The sequence below is a fragment of the Sorangium sp. So ce385 genome, from assembly GCF_051474135.1.
Classification (GTDB): domain Bacteria; phylum Myxococcota_A; class Polyangia; order Polyangiales; family Polyangiaceae; genus Sorangium; species Sorangium cellulosum_D.
In genome coordinates this window covers 7,289,574-7,305,689 of sequence record NZ_CP150337.1, presented here as the reverse complement: position 1 = coordinate 7,305,689, position 16,116 = coordinate 7,289,574, and the positions used below count along the sequence as shown (strand labels likewise).

General features: G+C 73.9%; 14 protein-coding genes. 6 read left to right on the top strand and 8 right to left on the bottom strand.

Annotation, left to right across the window (positions count from 1 at the left end; all coding sequences use genetic code 11):
* Positions 1-107 precede the first annotated feature (107 nt).
* Positions 108-1,001, bottom strand: a complete 894-nt coding sequence (locus WME83_RS26475) for an MOSC domain-containing protein (protein ID WP_437312475.1) — start codon at positions 999-1,001, stop codon at positions 108-110.
* Between the two features lie 160 nt (positions 1,002-1,161).
* On the opposite strand from WME83_RS26475, the gene WME83_RS26470 reads away from it, so the two are divergent.
* From WME83_RS26470 to WME83_RS26460, 3 genes are all read left to right on the top strand, one after another.
* A complete protein-coding gene (locus WME83_RS26470) occupies positions 1,162-2,259 on the top strand; it encodes a Nif3-like dinuclear metal center hexameric protein (RefSeq protein ID WP_437312474.1) in 1,098 nt (365 codons plus the stop codon).
* 575 nt (positions 2,260-2,834) lie between these two features.
* Complete coding sequence (locus tag WME83_RS26465; protein WP_437312473.1) at positions 2,835-3,080, top strand: hypothetical protein; 246 nt, start codon at positions 2,835-2,837, stop codon at positions 3,078-3,080.
* Between the two features lie 86 nt (positions 3,081-3,166).
* Entirely contained in the window at positions 3,167-4,627 is a 1,461-nt protein-coding gene (locus WME83_RS26460; protein ID WP_437312472.1) for an MATE family efflux transporter, read from the top strand.
* A 79-nt stretch (positions 4,628-4,706) separates the two neighbouring features.
* On the opposite strand, the gene WME83_RS26455 is transcribed toward WME83_RS26460, so the two are convergent.
* From WME83_RS26455 to nudC, 3 genes are all read right to left on the bottom strand, one after another.
* Positions 4,707-5,102, bottom strand: a complete 396-nt coding sequence (locus WME83_RS26455) for a type II toxin-antitoxin system VapC family toxin (protein WP_437312471.1) — start codon at positions 5,100-5,102, stop codon at positions 4,707-4,709.
* Positions 5,099-5,230, bottom strand: coding sequence for a hypothetical protein (locus tag WME83_RS26450; protein ID WP_437312470.1), 132 nt, complete (start codon positions 5,228-5,230; stop codon positions 5,099-5,101). Before WME83_RS26450 ends, WME83_RS26455 begins: the two co-directional genes overlap by 4 nt.
* Positions 5,231-5,382: 152 nt before the next feature.
* A complete protein-coding gene (nudC, locus tag WME83_RS26445) occupies positions 5,383-6,219 on the bottom strand; it encodes an NAD(+) diphosphatase (RefSeq protein WP_437312469.1) in 837 nt (278 codons plus the stop codon).
* 290 nt (positions 6,220-6,509) lie between these two features.
* Between nudC and WME83_RS26440 the strand changes: the two genes are divergently transcribed.
* Positions 6,510-7,541: a hypothetical protein gene (locus WME83_RS26440; protein ID WP_437312468.1), complete on the top strand. Its 1,032-nt coding sequence runs from the start codon at positions 6,510-6,512 to the stop codon at positions 7,539-7,541.
* Positions 7,542-7,605: 64 nt separating this feature from the next.
* Here the strand turns inward: WME83_RS26440 and WME83_RS26435 are convergent, their stop codons facing one another.
* Positions 7,606-9,156 carry an FAD-dependent oxidoreductase gene (locus tag WME83_RS26435; protein ID WP_437322045.1) on the bottom strand — a complete coding sequence of 517 codons (1,551 nt, stop codon included), beginning with the start codon at positions 9,154-9,156 and terminating at the stop codon, positions 7,606-7,608.
* Between the two features lie 87 nt (positions 9,157-9,243).
* Here WME83_RS26435 and WME83_RS26430 point away from each other — a divergent pair, with 87 nt between their 5' ends.
* A complete protein-coding gene (locus tag WME83_RS26430) occupies positions 9,244-9,672 on the top strand; it encodes a MarR family winged helix-turn-helix transcriptional regulator (RefSeq protein ID WP_437312467.1) in 429 nt (142 codons plus the stop codon).
* 48 nt (positions 9,673-9,720) lie between these two features.
* Here WME83_RS26430 and WME83_RS26425 read toward each other — a convergent pair whose 3' ends face one another.
* From WME83_RS26425 to WME83_RS26415, 3 genes are all read right to left on the bottom strand, one after another.
* Positions 9,721-10,548 carry a LytR/AlgR family response regulator transcription factor gene (locus WME83_RS26425; protein ID WP_437312466.1) on the bottom strand — a complete coding sequence of 276 codons (828 nt, stop codon included), beginning with the start codon at positions 10,546-10,548 and terminating at the stop codon, positions 9,721-9,723.
* Positions 10,541-11,794: a sensor histidine kinase gene (locus WME83_RS26420; protein WP_437312465.1), complete on the bottom strand. Its 1,254-nt coding sequence runs from the start codon at positions 11,792-11,794 to the stop codon at positions 10,541-10,543. The genes WME83_RS26425 and WME83_RS26420 overlap by 8 nt, the downstream gene beginning before the upstream one ends.
* A 214-nt stretch (positions 11,795-12,008) precedes the next feature.
* A complete protein-coding gene (locus WME83_RS26415) occupies positions 12,009-14,564 on the bottom strand; it encodes a helicase HerA-like domain-containing protein (RefSeq protein WP_437312464.1) in 2,556 nt (851 codons plus the stop codon).
* 406 nt (positions 14,565-14,970) lie between these two features.
* On the opposite strand from WME83_RS26415, the gene WME83_RS26410 reads away from it, so the two are divergent.
* Entirely contained in the window at positions 14,971-15,825 is an 855-nt protein-coding gene (locus tag WME83_RS26410; RefSeq protein WP_437312463.1) for a tetratricopeptide repeat protein, read from the top strand.
* The last annotated feature ends 291 nt before the right edge of the window (positions 15,826-16,116 follow it).

The window sequence follows — 16,116 nt, the reverse complement described above, 5'->3', positions numbered from 1 at the left end:
GAGGGTGGCGATGTGGGTGGTTTGGCGCGCTCGCGGTGCGCCCTGTCGGGCGGGGGCGCGGCCGGATCGCGGGGCGCGGAGATCGAGGGGACCCGCGGCAGGGCCGGTCAGCGGGACGGGGGCGCTGGCTCCAGCCGGACGGCGGCCCCGCGGCGGATCGCGCCGGCGCGGCGCACGGCCGCGTAGATCCCGGCGACCGCCGGGAACACGACGCCGGGGGCGACGGTCGCGCTCGCGACCGCGTTGTGCCGGGCGAGCGCGCGCAAGAGGCCCGGATCGCGCGGGAGGTCGCCCTGGGGCAGCGTGGGGACGACGCACCGGGGGCAAGGGTCGATGACGTCGAGGCGGACCTCCGGGGCGATCTCCAGGGCGCGGCCGATCCAGCCGTTCTCGACGAAGGAGCGCTCGCCCGGGGGCGTCGCGACGACGAGGTTGGGGCGGAACCTCGGGGCCTCGATGCGGCCGGAGGGGTGGAGATCGCGCAGGCGATCGAGCGTGGCCGTGGTCAGCGCGTGCACGGCGGCCACATCGAAGAACGTGCCGGCCGGCGCGGCGAGCGCCATCGGCTCCTCGACGATCGTGGCCTGGGCCGCGGAGCCGTCGATGGGCGACCGATCCGCCTCGCGCTTCGGCGCCTCGGGCGGTCGGCTCACGAGCGCCACGTCGCGGCCGAGCGCGCGCGAGAGCGCCCGATCCACGTCCGGCTGCGCGCTGCTGATCACGGCGCCGTCCGGGAGCGTGATCCACACGGGCGGCAGGGGCGCCGAGGGGCGCGGCGGCTCCGCGAAGGCCGCCCGACACGCGAGCAGCGCGCCCCACTTGCCGGGGTGCTTGGCGCTCGCGACGTGCCCCGTCTCCCGGTCCAGGACGGCGTAGGCCCGGTCGCCGAGCACGCCTCGGTCGGTGATCGCCGCCTCGTCGATCTCCTCTCCTTGCATCGATTTGACCGGATATCGCCAGATCGACACGACCGTTCCGGTGGGCTGCTCGCTCGGGTGCATGGCGTCTCTTTACCCGATCTCCACCGAGCTCGGCGTCCGGAGTCCGACGGGGCGACACGGCGCCTCGCGTCCTCCGCGCCGTCGCGGCCGCTGGCGCCGCGGCCGCGCTTTCGCCTCGCCCCGCGCCGCGGCCGCCGCCGCCGCTGGTATAGATGCGCGTATGACCCTCCTCCAAGACGTCGTGGCCGCGCTGGAGTCGATCGCCCCGCTCCGGTTCGCCGAGCCCTGGGACAACGTGGGCCTCCTGGCGGGCGACCCCGCGCGGCCCTCGTCGGCGGCGCTCCTCGCCATCGACTACACCCCCGAGGTCGCCCGGGAGGCGCGCGAGCTCGGCTGCGATCTCGTCGTCGCCTACCACCCGCCGCTCTTCGAGGCGGTGAAGCGCGTTGTCGCGCCGAGCCCCATCTTCGCGGCGATCCGGGACGGCATCGCGCTGTACTCGCCCCACACCGCGCTCGACGTCGCCGAGGGCGGCACCAACGATGTCCTCGCCGACGCGCTCGGGATGTCCGCGGAGCGCGCGCCGCTCCGGCGGGCGCCGTCCAAGGCGTGGCAGCACAAGCTCGTCGTCTTCGTCCCGGAGGACCACGCCGACGCCGTGGCCGACGCCCTCGCCGAGGCGGGCGCGGGCCGGATCGGCCGGTACTCGCGCTGCAGCTTCCGCACGGTCGGGACGGGGACGTTCTTCGGCGAGGAGGGCACGAACCCCACCGTGGGCGAGAAGGGCCGGCTCGAGCGCGTGACCGAGGTACGGCTGGAGATGGTCTTTCCCCGCGAGCGGACCGAGGCGGTCCTGCAGGCGATGCGCGCCGCGCACCCGTACGAGGAGGTGGCGTTCGACCTCGTCGAGCTCGCCGTCGAGCCGCTGCGGGTCGGTATCGGCCGGATCGGGCCGCTCGGCGGCGCCGTGCCGGTCGGCGATCTGCTCGGCCGCGTCAAGGCGGCCCTGGGGGTCGGCGCGCTGCTCGTGGCCGGCCCCGAGCAGCGCGCCGTCGCGCGCGCGGCGACGTGCGCCGGCGCGGGCGGCGCGCTCCTCGAGGACGCGATCGCCCAGGGGGCCGAGCTCTACCTCACCGGCGAGCTGCGCCACCACGACGCCCTGCGCGCCGCGAGCGCCGGCGTCACGGTGGTGTGCGCGCTGCACTCGAACAGCGAGCGCGCCGCGCTGAAGCGCCTCGCCGAGCGGCTCCGCGCCGAGGTGCCGTCGCTCCGCGTCGAGCTCAGCGCGCGAGATCGGGATCCGTTCACGATCCGCTGAAGACGCGGCGATCCGGGAGGTGGAACGAGGAGAGGCCATCATCGAAGTCCAGGGAGCTCGGCGCAGACGGGATGGAGGCTGTCGCAGGCGTCTGAGCGCAGGGTGGTGGCCCAATTTGCCCCGGAGTGATTCACATGAAGGCGGGAAGATCATGGATCTCTTCTTCCCGCCTTCCCGCCTTCATGTTCAAATCCGGCCACCACCTGAGCGCAGGACGGAGGCGCCGGAACCGGTAAATGTCTCCGCGAAGGCGGAAAGGGTGGCGCAGGCCTGCGAGATGGCCCCCGCGGTGGCGGCCCAGGCGACCACGCCATAGGGATGGCTATGCAGTGAGGCCGTGAGATCGAGCGGAGCGCCGACGGCGCGATTCACCGCCGGCACCCCGGACGGCAGCGCAGCGGCAGAGCGCCCGCGCTCGCCTGGATCTCGCAGGGCGCCGCCGCGTGGAGGGCGAAGCGATGACATTCCCGAAGGACACGCCGAGACGTCCGCCTCCATGGGCCGATCCAGTCCGGAGCTCGAGCGCGCCGGAGGCGCGGCAAGAGCGGCTCGTCCACGCGCGGGTCCGACGCTCGATGATGGCTCACGGGGTCGACGACCCCGACGTGGAGAGCGCGCTCGTGAAGGTGGCGGCCTGGGTCGAGGAGCGGGTCGCCGCCGAGCAGGCGGCTCCGCCGGAGGAGATCGAGGCGTGGGTGCGCGCGGTCCCGGCCGAGGCCCAGGCCCACGGGCGCAGGTCGCGCCTGGCGCTGCTCGGCGCGGTCATTTTCGTGCTCGGCGGCCTGTGCGGCGTGGCGCTCGCCGCCCTGCGCCTGCGCTGACGTCGCGGCCCGGCCATCCGGACGGCCGCGCGGGCCCGCAAAGGCGCTGGACGGGACGGGCGCCCGCGATCAGCTTTGCTCGCCCCATGCGCGACCACGCCACGACCCCTGCCCGCGACCTGCGCGCGGAACCCGATGCGCCCTCGCCCGGCCCGCGCCGCGGCGCCGGCGTCTGGTCGACGCTCCGCGACGCGGTCGGCGGCAGCGGGCACGACTTCACCCAGGGCTCCATCGACCGGGCGATCGTCCTGCTCGCGATCCCCATGGTCATGGAGATGCTCATGGAGTCGCTCTTCGTCGTGGTCGACGTCTTCTGGGTGTCGCGGCTCGGCGCCGACGCGGTCGCCGCCGTCGGGCTCACGGAGTCGCTCCTCGCGGTGGTGTACGCCCTGGGGATGGGCCTCTCGGTCGCCGCGTCCTCGACGGTCGCGCGGCGGATCGGCGAGGGGCGCCCCGAGGAGGCGGCGGCCATGGCGGGGCAGGCGATCGTGCTCGGCGTGCTCGCCTCCCTGCCGATCGCGGCGGCCGGCGGGCTGCTCGCGTCGCGGCTGCTCGCGGCGATGGGGGCGAGCGCCGGGGTGGTCGCGACCGGCGCGCCGTTCGCCTCGATCATGCTGCTCGGCAACGGGACGATCCTGATGCTGTTCGTCATGAACGCGGTCTTCCGCGGGGCCGGCGACGCGGCGCTGTCGATGCGGGTGCTCTGGCTGTCGAACGCGCTGAACATGGTGCTCGGCCCGTGCTTCATCTTCGGCCTCGGCCCGTTCCCGGAGCTCGGCGTGACGGGCGCCGCTGTCGGGACGACGCTCGGCCGCGGGACCGGCGTCGCGCTGCAGGTCTTCCTGCTCGCGCGCGGCGGCGGTCGCGTGAAGGTGAGGGCGCGGCACCTCGTGCCCGACCCGAGGGCGCTCGCGGCGCTGCTCCGCCTGTTCGCGAACGGCGCGTTGCAGGCGCTCATCGGCACGGCGAGCTGGATCGGCATGGTGCGCATCCTCGCCCCCTTCGGGAGCGCGGCGCTCGCCGGCTACACGATCGGGATGCGGGTCATCGCGTTCGCGATCTTGCCGGCGTTCGGGCTCGCGAACGCCGCCGCGACGATGGTGGGGCAGAACCTCGGGGCCGGGCGCCCCGAGCGGGCCGAGGCCGCGGTCTACCGCGCGGGCGTCTGGAACACGGTCATGCTCGGCGCGATCGGGCTGGTCTTCGCGGTGGGCGCGGGCGCCATCGTCGGCGCGTTCACGGGCGACGCCGAGGTGCTCCGCTTCGGCACGGAGACGCTGCGGATCGTGGCGTGCGGGTTCCTGTTCTACGGGTTCGGGATGGTGTTCATGCAGGCCTTCAACGGCGCCGGCGACACGTGGACGCCGACGATGCTGAACTTCGCCTGCTTCTGGCTCTGGGAGATCCCGCTCGGCTGGGGGCTCGCGCGCGCCGCGGGGCTCGGGTCGACGGGCGTGCCCATCGCGATCGCGGTGGCGTTCTCGACGCTCGCGGTCGCGGGCTGGCTCATGTTCCGCCGCGGGGCCTGGAAGCAGCGCCGCGTCTGAGGGGAGCGACCGCGGCAGCCGCAGCGCCGAGACCGACCGAACCGAGAGGTGGTGCGCTAACGACGATCGCTCCCTTGCGTCATGAATCCCAGCGGACGCGGACGCCGGGGTAGCGGGAGACGAGATCGTCCTTGCTCACCAGCTCGGCGCTGTGCTCGATGGCGGTGGCGATGATCACCCGGTCGATCGGATCGCGGTGCAGATCCGGCAGAGCTGCCGATTTTGCTGCGATCAACGGCGTCAGGGGAAGCAGGACGAGGCCTGCCTGCTCAATCGCCTTCGTGAAGAAATCCTCGACGGAGACCGGGAGCACGATGCGACCCTTCTTCGCAAGCCATGCAACCTCCAGGCAGGAGACCGAGGCGACGCCGACGGGGCCGGGCTCGTGCTCGATGAGCGCCTTCGTTTTGGAAGGAAGCGCGTCGGCGGTGCCCTGGATCCACCAGAGCCAGGTGTGCGTGTCGAGGACGATCACGCGTCGTTCACGCTCCAGTCGGGCTCATCGATGGCCGGGGCGATCACGTCGCCCAGGATCTGAAGCCCAGCGAGCTCCGCCGGTGGCCGGCGCACTACGGCCGGCGACGAGGGCGGTTCCTCGAGCACCAGGAAGATCGCCTCAACCCGCGTGCGAGGCGGGAGGACCGGTATTTCTTTCAGCCGGCCTTGCTCGTCTGTCTCGAGGAGCGCTCGGTGCGCCTGCATGCCTGGACGATAGCACGGCCGCGCAGGAGCACCGATCCGCTGCGCTGGCGCCGCTACCGCGCTGCGCGAGAGAGCCAGGCGTCGATGAGCTTGCGGGCGATGCTGAGCGGCGGCGGCAAGAGCGGCAGCGCGTCGCGGTGGAACCAGCGCGCGTCCTCGAGCTCGCGCGTGTCGACGCGGAGCTCGCCGCCGGCGTAGCGCGCGGTGAAGCCGACCATGATCTGGTGCGGGAACGGCCACGGCTGGCTGCCGAAATAGGCGATGTCCGCGACGTCGACGCCCGTCTCCTCGTGGACCTCGCGCGCGACGCACGCCTCCAGCGTCTCGCCGGGCTCGACGAAGCCCGCCACGAGGCCGTACATGCCCGCCGGGAACCGCGCCTGCCGCGTCATGAGCACGCGCGGCCCGTCCTCGACGAGCACGATCGTCGCGGGCGTGATCCGGGGGAAGTAGTTGCTGGCGCAGCGGACGCAGCGCTTGACCCGCTCGTCCTGCCCGGCCTCGAGCTCGGCGCCGCACGCCGCGCAGTACTGGTGCGCCCGGTCCCAGTGCTGCACCTGGTACGCCGTGCCCGCCACGTCGAACAGCTCCGGATCGATGCGCCCGTGGAGGCGCCGCAGCGAGACGTAGGCGTGCCCCTCGGGGGCCGGAGCGCCCTGCGCGAGCTCCGCGGAGCGGCAGGGTCGCCCGTCGAGCTCGCCGAGCGGCTGGTCGCGCACGGCGACGACGCCGAGCTCCGCGAGATCGGCCGCGACGGGGACGTCGAAGCGATCGCCGCCGTCGGGCGGCGCGCGGACGAGGAGCTCGTCGCCGCGGAACGCGAACCACGCGATCGCGGGGGCCGGCGCGCTGGGGCGGCCGAGCCCGGGGCGGAAGCGGGAGGGCGGCATGGGGTCACGCCCGCCCGCGGGGCCGCGCGGGCTCCGCTGCGAGGGCCTGCGCTGCGTGACGTGCGCCGGAGGGAGAGCCGATCGGGGGCATGCGGCGGAGCTTAGCGCCCCTTCCGTGCGTCAGTAGTCCCGCCAGAGGCGAGGGCGGCGGCCGGGAGCTGGCCCGCCGCGCCCGGGCGCGAGGCGCCGCTGCCGCCGGGGAACAGGGGGCACCAGGTCGAATTTCAAATGGGGACGACGGCTCGTCCCCACGTACCCGCAGCGCTTCAACCGCGCTTCGAGGGATCGGTATGCTGCGGTCGTCTTTGGGTCTGATCCGTGCTGGCGTGCTCTCCCTGTCGCTCGCCGCGTGCGCGAGCGGCACCACGCTCGATCCTTCCGCCGGAGCGCTCCCCGGCGACGGCGGGGGCGGCGGCGCCGGGGGTGGCGGCGTCGGGGGCGGCGACGGGTGGATCGACCCGACGTGGGTGAACCCCGGCCCGCCGGCCGTGTGGAACCCTCCGTCCGTCACCGTTCCCGGCGCGTGCTCCGCGCTGACGTCGCACCACATCTACACGGTCTCGTCGTACAGCGAGCTCTACTCGTTCCACCCGGCCACGCTGGACTTCCGGTTCATCGGCCAGTTCGAGTGCGCGGCTCCCGTGGATCGGTGGCGGATCGAGGCCGTGTCGCCGCTGTCGATGGCCGTCGATCGGAGCGGCGTCGCCTGGATCGGGAGCCATAGCGGTCGGCTCGTGCGCCTCGATATCGAGACCGGCGTCTGCGAGCCGGTCATGAGCCCGCCGGGGAACGACCCGCTCTGGAGGTTCGGGATGGCGTTCGCGTCCGACGGCGTCTCCGGCGAGGAGACCCTTTACCTCCGCGAGGCGCTGCTCGGCGGGACGCGCGACGAGGCGGATCCCGTCCGGGCGCTCGCCATGTTCGACGCGCGGAGCCGCACCGCCCGTCCGCTCGGCGTGGGCGAGGGCGGGGACGCGGACCTCACCGGCACGGGCGACGGCCGGCTCTTCGGCTTCGTGAGGGGGGCGCCGGGGGAGCCGGCGTCCCTCAGCGAGTACGACAAGAGGACCGGCGCCACGCTCTCGCAGACACCACTCTCCGGAGTGAGCATTCACGACGACGCGAGCTGGGCGTTCGCGACCTGGGGAGGCGCCTTCTACTTCTTCGTCACGAACCCCGACCCCGTCGAGAGGATCACGTCGAGCGTCTATCGCTACGATCCCGGCTCCGGCGCGCCGCCGGAGCTCCTGCGGGACGACCTCCCCGCCGAGGTCATCGGCGCCGGCGTATCGACGTGCGCCCCGACCGTCATCCCCCAATAACCCGCCGCGCCCCTGCCTCCCGGGGACGTCCGGCCGGAAGGTCGCGGAGGCGCTCTCGTCCTCGTCATCCCCGCGACGGGAGGCCGACACTGGCAAGATAGGCTTCCAGCTCCGGCGCATGATCCGACGACACGATGGCGCCGATATATCCGTCCGGCCGGACGAGCACCCAGTCGCCGGGCGACACGCCATAGGCAGCGCGGAGATGGCCGCCATCATCGACGATGTCGCCGCGCGGCCCGACGGCGTGGATGTGGAGCCCGGGGCGCGGCTCGACGGCCGAGAGCCGGTCCACCCCGTAACCCAGCAAGGTCCAATGCGGGCCTTGAAAGAGCTTGAAGAGCCGTGTCGGCATCCCCGCCACGCCGCGGACGGGCGCGTCCGGCGCCCGGTCGCCCGCGAGGACGCCGCCGCTGCGCTTCGGCTTCTCCAAGGCCAGCGACGACTCCGGGTACCCCAGATCGAGCTGATGCACCTCGCGGCCGCGGCGCATGACGCCTTGCTTGGCCGCCTCCAGCAGCTTCGTCGTCAGGCCGAGCGTCTCCGCGGCGACCGGCCGGCGCTCCTCTTCGTAGGTCGCGAGCAGCGCCTCCGGCGCACCTGCCAGGACGGCGGCGAGCTTCCAGCCGAGGTTGTAGGCGTCCTGCACGCTCGTATTGAGGCCCTGCCCGCCCGTCGGCGGGTGGACGTGCGCGGCGTCGCCGGTGAGGAAGACGCGCCCGTCCCGGTAACGGTCGGCGAGGCGCGCGTTCATGGTGTAGGCGGAGGCCCAGGAGACCGAACGGATCACGACGTCGCCTCGGCCCGTGCGGCCCGCGACCATCGCTGTCAGGCCTTCCGCGGAGAGATCGACATCGCCCTCCAGAGGGATCGGCGCCTGCAGCTGGAACATGTCGGTGCCGGCGAGCGGGCACAGCCACATCATCTTCTCCATCGACCTGTCGTTGAAGCGATGCCAGGCGTCCCTGCCGAGCCCATCCAGGACGACGTCGGCGACGACGGCGCGCACCCCCAGGGTCTTGCCGGGAAAGCCGATCGCGAGCGCGTGCCGTACGACGCTGCGGCCGCCGTCCGCTCCGACGAGGTAGCGGGCGCGGACGGTCTCCTCGCCCGTCGGGCCGGCGACGCGGGCGGTGACGCCCTCGCCGTCCTGCTCGAAGCTCTTCAGCTCGCGGCCGAACTCGGGGGTGCTCCCGAGCTCCGCCAGACGCTCGCGCATCGCAGCTTCGGTCAGGAACTGGGGCACGAGCAGCGGCAGACGATAGGGCTCGCCAGGCGTCGGGGCCTGAGGCTCCATGATCTGCGACTCCTCGTAACCTCCGTCGTCGCGATAGTCCCGCGGAGGCGGGTACAGGCCGCCGGCCGCAACGACCCGGTCGAGGATGCCCAGATCCTCGAACACCTCCTGGCTGCGCGGCTGGATCCCTTTGCCGCGCGAGCCGCGAAACGGCCCGTCCAGCCGGTCGATGAGCCGGAACGCGACGCCCCGACGGGCGAGCTCAATGGCCAGGGTCAACCCAGCAGCACCTGCGCCAACGATCAGTACATCCGTCGAAAAAATAGGTTCCACGGCGAGCTCCGCTTTGTTGGACTGCGCTTCAGATATGTGTATCATGCATATATTCACGTCCCCGAACCGTCAAGGGAATTCGTGCAAAATACACGCATCGCCAAGAAGAAGCTCCGCGAGCTCCACGGAGCCATGGTCGATCTGGTCGCGCTCATGAATCAGCCGCAGCGCGATCAAGCGCTGCTCGCGGAGGCGGGCGTCTCCCTGGATCAAGCCCTCTTTCGGCTGCTGGTGGGGATCGAGCGCTTCGGGCCGATCGGCGTGGTCGAGCTCGCGGACCGAGCCGGGCGCGATTACACGACCGTCAGCCGCCAGGTCGCGAAGCTCGAGGGCCTGGGGCTGATCGAACGTCGACCCAGCGCAGCCGACCGCCGCGTCCATGAGGCGGTGATCACCGACAAGGGGCGGCAGATGACGGACGCCTTGGACGCCGCGCGTCAGAGGATCGCGGCCCCGATCCTCGCCACGTGGAGCGAGGAAGACTTCAGCGACCTGGTGCGCCTGATGCGCCGGTTCGTTGACGACTTGATGGCGTCGTCGAGCGGAACGGACAAGCCCTGAGGGGCAGACCACCGCGGGCGGCGCTGCGAGCGCGCGGCCCCGCGCCCATCACCGCAGCACCGACAGCTTCTCCCGGTGGCTCCGCGCCACCTTGAGCTCCGCGCCCCCGGCGAGGACCACGACCGTGTCCCGGCGGCCCTGGGTGCGGAGCTCCTTGATCCGGTCGCGGTTCACGATCGCCGAGCGGTGGATCCGCACGAACCGCGCCGGATCGAGCTTGCCCTCCACGCTGTTCATCGTCTCGCGGTGGAGGTAGCTCTTCCCGCCGGCGTGGATCTGCACGTAGTAGTCGGCCGCCTCGATCCAGTCGATCTCCTCGACGCTGAGGAAGACCACGCGGCAGCCGTCCTTGATCGCGAGCCGCCGCGGGTGCTCGGCGCCGGCGGCGGGCGGCTCCGAGCCGGGGCCCGCCCGCCCGCGCGCGGCGGCCGCCGCGCCGGGGTCGCCGTAGCTCTGCAGGAGCGAGAGCAGGCGCTGGCTCAGGTCGCTCATCCGCGACAGCCGCAGGTGGCTCTTGGCGCGGCGGAGCGCGTCGTGGAAGCGGTCGTCGTCGAACGGCTTCAGCAGGTAGTCGAGGGCGTGGACCTCGAAGGCGCGCAGCGCGTAGCGGTCGAACGCGGTCACGAAGATCACCGCGGGCAGCTCGCCCGGCGGGAGCGACGCCATCACCTCGAACCCGTTCATCTCGGGCATCTGCACGTCCAGGAACACGAGGTCCGGCCGCAGCCGCCGGATCGTCTCGAGCGCGCTCGGGCCGTCGCCCGACTCGGCGGCGACCGCGACCTCGGGGTCGTCCGCGAGGAGCATGCGGATGCCCTCGCGGGCGAGCGGCTCGTCGTCCACGATGACGGCGCGGATCTCGCCGGGGCTATCCATGCGCGCGCGGCTCCTTCTGCGGGCGCGCGGGCCGGAACGGGACCGCGACCGTCACGAGGACGCCCCCCTCCGGGCGCCGCGCGACGGCGAGCCGGTGGTCGCCCGGGTAGAGCTGCCGGAGCCGCGCGCGCACGTTGCCGAGCCCCGTCCCCTCGCTCGCCTCGCCGGCCCAGCCCTCCGTGAGCCCCCGGCCGTCGTCGGTCACCTCCACGACGAGGCGGTGATCCTCCCGCCGCGCGGCGATCGTCACGCTCCCCGACGACGCGCGCGGGGCGATGCCGTGGCGGATCGCGTTCTCGACGATCGGCTGCAGGATGAGGTTCGGGATCTCGGCGTCCAGCGCCTCGGGGGCGACCTCCTTGCGCACCGTCAGCCGGTCCTGGAAGCGGGTCTTCTCGATCTCGAGGTAGCGATCGAGGAAATCGAGCTCCTGCTTGAGCGGCACGATCTGCTTGCCCGCGCTCTCGAGCGCCATCCGGAGCAGCTCGCTCAGGCCGGTGATCATGCGGACCGAGGCCTGCGTCTCCTGCTTTCTCACGAGCACCGCGATGGCGTGGAGCGTGTTGAAGAGGAAGTGCGGGTGGAGCTGCATCTTGAGCGCCTGGAGCTCCGCCTGCACGAGCTTCGTCTCGAGCTGCGCGGCCGCGACCGCGCGCTCCCGGTACTTGCGGTGGTAGTCCGCCGCGTGGACCATCGCGAGGATCCCCCAGTAGATGAGCAGCTCGATGTCGAGGTAGATGCTGATGAGCTTGACGAAGACGTCGGGGAACGACGTCTTCACGTAGTGCTCGTGGCCGATGAGCCGCCCCATGAGCGCGCTGACCGCGACGTGGCCCGGGGCCATGGCGAGGTTGGCGGCGAGGTGCACCGCGACGTTCCGCACGAGGCCCCGGCGCTCCATCGGGAACCTGCGGCCGAGCCAGACGATCGCGGGCGTCATGAGCGCCCAGAAGAGCCAGGGCAGCCCCTGCCAGACGAAGGCGGCGAAGAGGGGGAGGCGTGTCTCCTGCTTCTGCTGGACGAACAGGTAGGTCTGCGCGCTCGAGACGAGCACCGGGATCATCCAGAGCCCGGCCACGAGCCAGACGGGCGCCCACCTCGGGCCGGCGAGCGCGCGGGAGGGCGCCCGGTCGCGCGCCGGGACGGCGGCGGGGGGCGGGAGCGCGACGTGCGTCGCGCCGGCGCCGCCGTTCACGGTCCACCCGGGGGGCTCAGCTGCCGCGAGGTCTGCATGGCTCGGCTCCATGGCGCGCGCCGTCGTGCCGGCGCGCTCTCGCCCTGGCCAGCCGGAGGCGGGCCGAGGGGGGCTCCCCTGGATCAGAGCACAGGCGAAGGCGGCGCGGGGGCGCTTTGCAGCGGGCTGCGCCCCGGCTGCAGCGAGCTGGCCCGCGGGCGGGGTGCCAGGGGGGCACGGCGGCCTGCGGGGCGGGGCGAGGGCCGCAGGCCGCCGTGGCGGAGGCTCACGCCGTGCCGGAGAGCGTCGCGGCCCACGCGAGCGCGACGAAGGCGACCTCGACGTCGCTCTTCCTGGGGACGAGGCGCTTCGTCTCGATGCCCTCGGCGGCGCGGTGGGGGAGCTGCTCCAGCGCGGAGAGCTCGGCGGCCTGGGCGGCGTGGAGGTCGCGGAGCGCGGCGTCCGCCTCGGTCCACTCCGTTCGCGCGCGCTCGAGCTTCGCGGCGGCCCGGTCGCGCTGGGTCCCGGCGCGCCGCGCGGTCTCCCGGCCGGCGACGAGCCCGAGCAGCGCCGCGCCCACCGCGCCGGGGAGCGCGGCCACCTCGGCCTCGGCCTGGTCGTACCGCGCCTTCGCGGCGGCGATGCGCTCGCCGAGGCGCGCGATCCTGGGCGCGAACCGGCCGATCACCTGCTGCTGCTCGGCCGCGGCGAGCCGGGCCGCGGCGGCGCGGCAGCGGGCGGCGAACGCCTCGAGCGGCTCGCCCTCGGCCTGCGCGAGCCCGAGCTCCCGGTGGACGGCCACGGCGGCCTCGGTCGTGCGGTAGGCGTGCTCCCGGAGCGCGCGCGCCGCGGCCTGCGCGGCGGCGCGCTTCGCGAGGGGGGCGGGCAGCTCGGCGAAGCGGGCGCCCGCCGCGGGCGAGGGGGAGAGCAGCGAGGGGTCGAGCCGGGTGACGCGCGACAGATCCGGTCGGCCGTCGGGCAGCAGCGGGGCGGCGAGGAGCTGGCTCTGGTTGAGGGTGATGCCGAGCTTCGCGTCGCGCAGGTGGGCGACGACCGAGCACGCCACCCAGGGGATGTAACGGAAGCCCTCCGGGGCGGCGGTCGGGGCGTGCGCGTAGAGGCTCCGCCAGCCTTCGGGCGGCGCCGGCGGCGCGGCCAGGGACGCGGGGGGCGGCGGCGAGGCCGGCGCCGCGGCCCCGGCGCTCGCGCGAGCGGCCTCGCCGCGCCGCGCGGCGTGCGACGCCGGGACGGGCGGCGCGCGGCGCGGATCGAGGACGACCGTGCCGCCCGGGCCCACGGGCGGCGGGTGCGGGAGCGGCGCCGGCGACCTCGCCACGGGGGCGCCCGCCGCCGGGGGCGCGGGGGCGGCGTGCGGCGCGGATGCGGCGGGCGCCGGCGAGGCCGGCGGCGGCGCGGGCGGGGGAGGGGACATGCCCCGGACGAGGCGGCCGATCTCGCGCCGGGTGACCGGGCCGCGCAGCCACGACAGGCTGAAGCGCGTCTCGGCCAGGAACGAGGGCGGCTGCATGTGGACGTCGCGCACGAAGAACGTGCGCGGGGGGAGCGCCTTCAGGGTGGCCGACAGCGCCGCGGCGTCGACGCCGCCGGCGCCCCCGTCCGCGCCCGAGAGCCCCTCGACGACGCGCTCGCGGTCGGCGTCGGTCTGCAGCCGCCCCACGAACCACGCGCCGGCGTTGGAGAGCGCCTTGTAGTCGAGGTCCATCGGGTTCTGCGTGGCGAGGACGACGCCCACGCCGAAGGCGCGCGCCTGCTTCAGCAGCGCGAGCAGCGGCCGCTTGGTGGGCGGGTTCGCGGGGTGCGGGGGCAGGAACCCGAACACCTCGTCGAAGACCACGAGGGCGCGCAGGTCGCTCGTCCCGGCGAGGCCGCGCACCCACGAGAGCAGCTGATCGAACAGCAGCCCGAGGACGAGGAGCCGCTCGTCGTCCTCCAGGTGCGCGACGCTCACGATCACCGCCGGCGTCTTGCCGCTCCGGGCGTCCGGCGCGAGCCACCCCGCGACGTCGAGCGGCGCGCCCTTGCGCCACGTCGCGAACGTGGGGGAGGCGAGCAGGGTGTTGAGCTCGCGCGCGAGCGCCTGCCGCTCCTTCGGGGCGAAGAACGCGTCGACGTCGAGGGCGCCCACCGCGGCGATCGGCGGCGCGGCGAGGTCGGCGAGCAGCTCCTCGAGCCCCGCGGCCCGGCGCTCGCGCAGCCGCCGCTCGGCGAGGTGCGCGAGCAGCACGTGCTCGCGGCTCCGCGCCGGATCCGGGTCGCGCCCGACGAGCCGGAGCAGGAGCGACAGCGAGGCCGAGAGCGCCTCGCGGGCGGCCTCCTCGTCCTCGTCCCAGAGCGACGAGGGCGTCTCCAGCGCCGACAGCACGTGGATCGGCTCGCCCGCGGTGGTGCCCGGCGTGAGCAGGCGCGGCGCCATGCGGGCGCGGAGCGCGGCGACGTCGGCCGGCCCGAGCCCCGAGGCGGCGAGCCCCGCGCGCCACCGCGCCGCGAGCTCGGCGGCGACGTCGGCCGTCCCGCGGCCGTCGCGCGCGGCCGCCGAGGGGTCGATCCACGGCTCGAACTCGGCCGGGGAGAGCTCCGGGAAGGTGAAGAGCAGGTTGGGCAGGTCGCCCTTCACGTCGACCATGAGCACCGGGACGCCCGAGCGCAGCGCCTCCTCGACGAGGACCATGACGAGGCCGGTCTTGCCGCTGCCGGTCATGCCGACGACCACGCCGTGGGTCACGAGGTGGTGCGCGGGGAGCTCGAGCGGGCGCGCGGCAGCGGCGCCGGGATCACCCGACAGCGGGCGAGAGCGGCCCAGGGCGAAGGGGCGGGTCGGCATGAGGGCGCGCTCGTGCCACGGCGGGCGCGACGTCGCAATGCTCCGAGCGCGAGGCGGCGCAGGCTCTCGCCACCTCGCGCGCGCAGAGGCATGGCTGGTGCGATCATCAGCCCCTTCTGGTCTCACGTGCCGGCGGGAAGGCAGGAAGAACGCCTGGTTGCTCTTCCACCTTCCTGTTCCAATGACAGCGCGACCCTGGCGTGGAATGAGGGACGGCGTGCGCGAAGCGGGGCAGCGTTGGGCTTGGCTTGCGGGGATCGCAGCGATGGCGGCGCTCGCCTGGTATTGCGGGGGGCGGCTTTCGCCGAAGCTTCAGGCGATGGCGCCGACGTTTGGAGCGATCCAGCCGCGATCCGACGCGACCGGAGACGAGGGGAGGCCGGGGGCCGACGTGCACGAGCGCGCAATGCGGGAAGCGCAGCGAGGGCGCGTGGACGAGGCGCGCACGCTCTACGAGAGGGCGCTGGAGCTGAAGCGGCGCGCCGGGGATGTGCAGGGGGAGGCGGTGACGCTGCACGAGCTCGCGGTCCTGGACGCGCAGCAAGGGCGCGTGGACGAGGCGCGCACGCTGTACGAGAGGGCGCTGGAGCTGAAGCGGCGCGTCGGGGATGTGCAGGGGGAGGCGCCGACGCTGCACCAGATCGCGGTCCTGGACGCGCAGCAAGGGCGCGTGGACGAGGCGCGCACGCTGTACGAGAGAGCGCTGGAGCTGGAGCGGCGCGTCGGGGATGTGCAGGGGGAGGCGGCGACGCTGCACGCGCTCGCGAATCTGCAAGCGCAGCAGGGGCGCATAGACGAGGCGCGCACGCTGTACGAGAGGGCGCTGGAGCTGGAGCGGCGCGTCGGGGATGTGCAGGGGGAGGCGGCGACGCTGCACGCGCTCGCGACCCTGGACGCGGATCAGGGGCGCGTGGACGAGGCGCGCACGCTGTACGAGAGGGCGCTGGAGCTGGAGCGGCGCATCGGGAATGAGGCTGGCAGGCTCGCCACGAGCATCGAGATCGCGATGCTCGATCACCGTAGCGGGCGGCGTTTGCAAGCCCGGCAGCATCTCGAAGAGGCCCTCGAGCAGGCGCGTGCCCTCCGCCACACGGAGTACGAGGCCCGATGTCTCGACGTGATGGGCGTCTTTGACCGTGACGAGGGCAGGCCCGCAGGAGCCCGCGCGCGGTGGTCCGCGGCCCTCGCCCTCTACCGCAAGCTCCGGATGCCCAGCGAGGCGAAGGAGCTCGAAGAGCAGCTCGCCTTGCTCCCGCCCTGACGACCCAGGCCGCCTTCACGTCGATCATGAGCACCGGGACGCCCGAGCGCAGCGCCTCCTCGACGAGGACCATGACGAGACCGGTCTTTCCGCTGCCGGTCATGCCGCAGAGATCGTGCGCTACCGCGAGCTGCCGCTCTGCGCAGGACGTGCGCCGCGCCCCGGCGCGACCCACGCAATCCGTGCGACCGCGGCGCACGCGCTGCGCTTCCCCCGCATACCGCCGCCTGGCGGCGCCTGACGCCCGCATCTTCGCGTCAAAATGGACGCCGGTGCGGCTATAGTGAGCCG

Excerpts from the sequence above, each read along its gene's own strand:
- WME83_RS26475 (WP_437312475.1), bottom strand. The coding sequence starts at position 1,001 with ATGCACCCGAGCGAGCAGCCCACCGGAACGGTCGTGTCGATCTGGCGA.
- WME83_RS26470 (WP_437312474.1), top strand. The coding sequence starts at position 1,162 with ATGACCCTCCTCCAAGACGTCGTGGCCGCGCTGGAGTCGATCGCCCCG.
- WME83_RS26465 (WP_437312473.1), top strand. The coding sequence starts at position 2,835 with ATGATGGCTCACGGGGTCGACGACCCCGACGTGGAGAGCGCGCTCGTG.
- WME83_RS26460 (WP_437312472.1), top strand. The coding sequence starts at position 3,167 with ATGCGCGACCACGCCACGACCCCTGCCCGCGACCTGCGCGCGGAACCC.
- nudC (WP_437312469.1), bottom strand. The coding sequence starts at position 6,219 with ATGCCGCCCTCCCGCTTCCGCCCCGGGCTCGGCCGCCCCAGCGCGCCG.
- WME83_RS26440 (WP_437312468.1), top strand. The coding sequence starts at position 6,510 with ATGCTGCGGTCGTCTTTGGGTCTGATCCGTGCTGGCGTGCTCTCCCTG.
- WME83_RS26435 (WP_437322045.1), bottom strand. The coding sequence starts at position 9,156 with ATGATACACATATCTGAAGCGCAGTCCAACAAAGCGGAGCTCGCCGTG.
- WME83_RS26430 (WP_437312467.1), top strand. The coding sequence starts at position 9,244 with ATGGTCGATCTGGTCGCGCTCATGAATCAGCCGCAGCGCGATCAAGCG.
- WME83_RS26425 (WP_437312466.1), bottom strand. The coding sequence starts at position 10,548 with ATGGATAGCCCCGGCGAGATCCGCGCCGTCATCGTGGACGACGAGCCG.
- WME83_RS26420 (WP_437312465.1), bottom strand. The coding sequence starts at position 11,794 with ATGGAGCCGAGCCATGCAGACCTCGCGGCAGCTGAGCCCCCCGGGTGG.
- WME83_RS26415 (WP_437312464.1), bottom strand. The coding sequence starts at position 14,564 with ATGCCGACCCGCCCCTTCGCCCTGGGCCGCTCTCGCCCGCTGTCGGGT.
- WME83_RS26410 (WP_437312463.1), top strand. The coding sequence starts at position 14,971 with ATGCGGGAAGCGCAGCGAGGGCGCGTGGACGAGGCGCGCACGCTCTAC.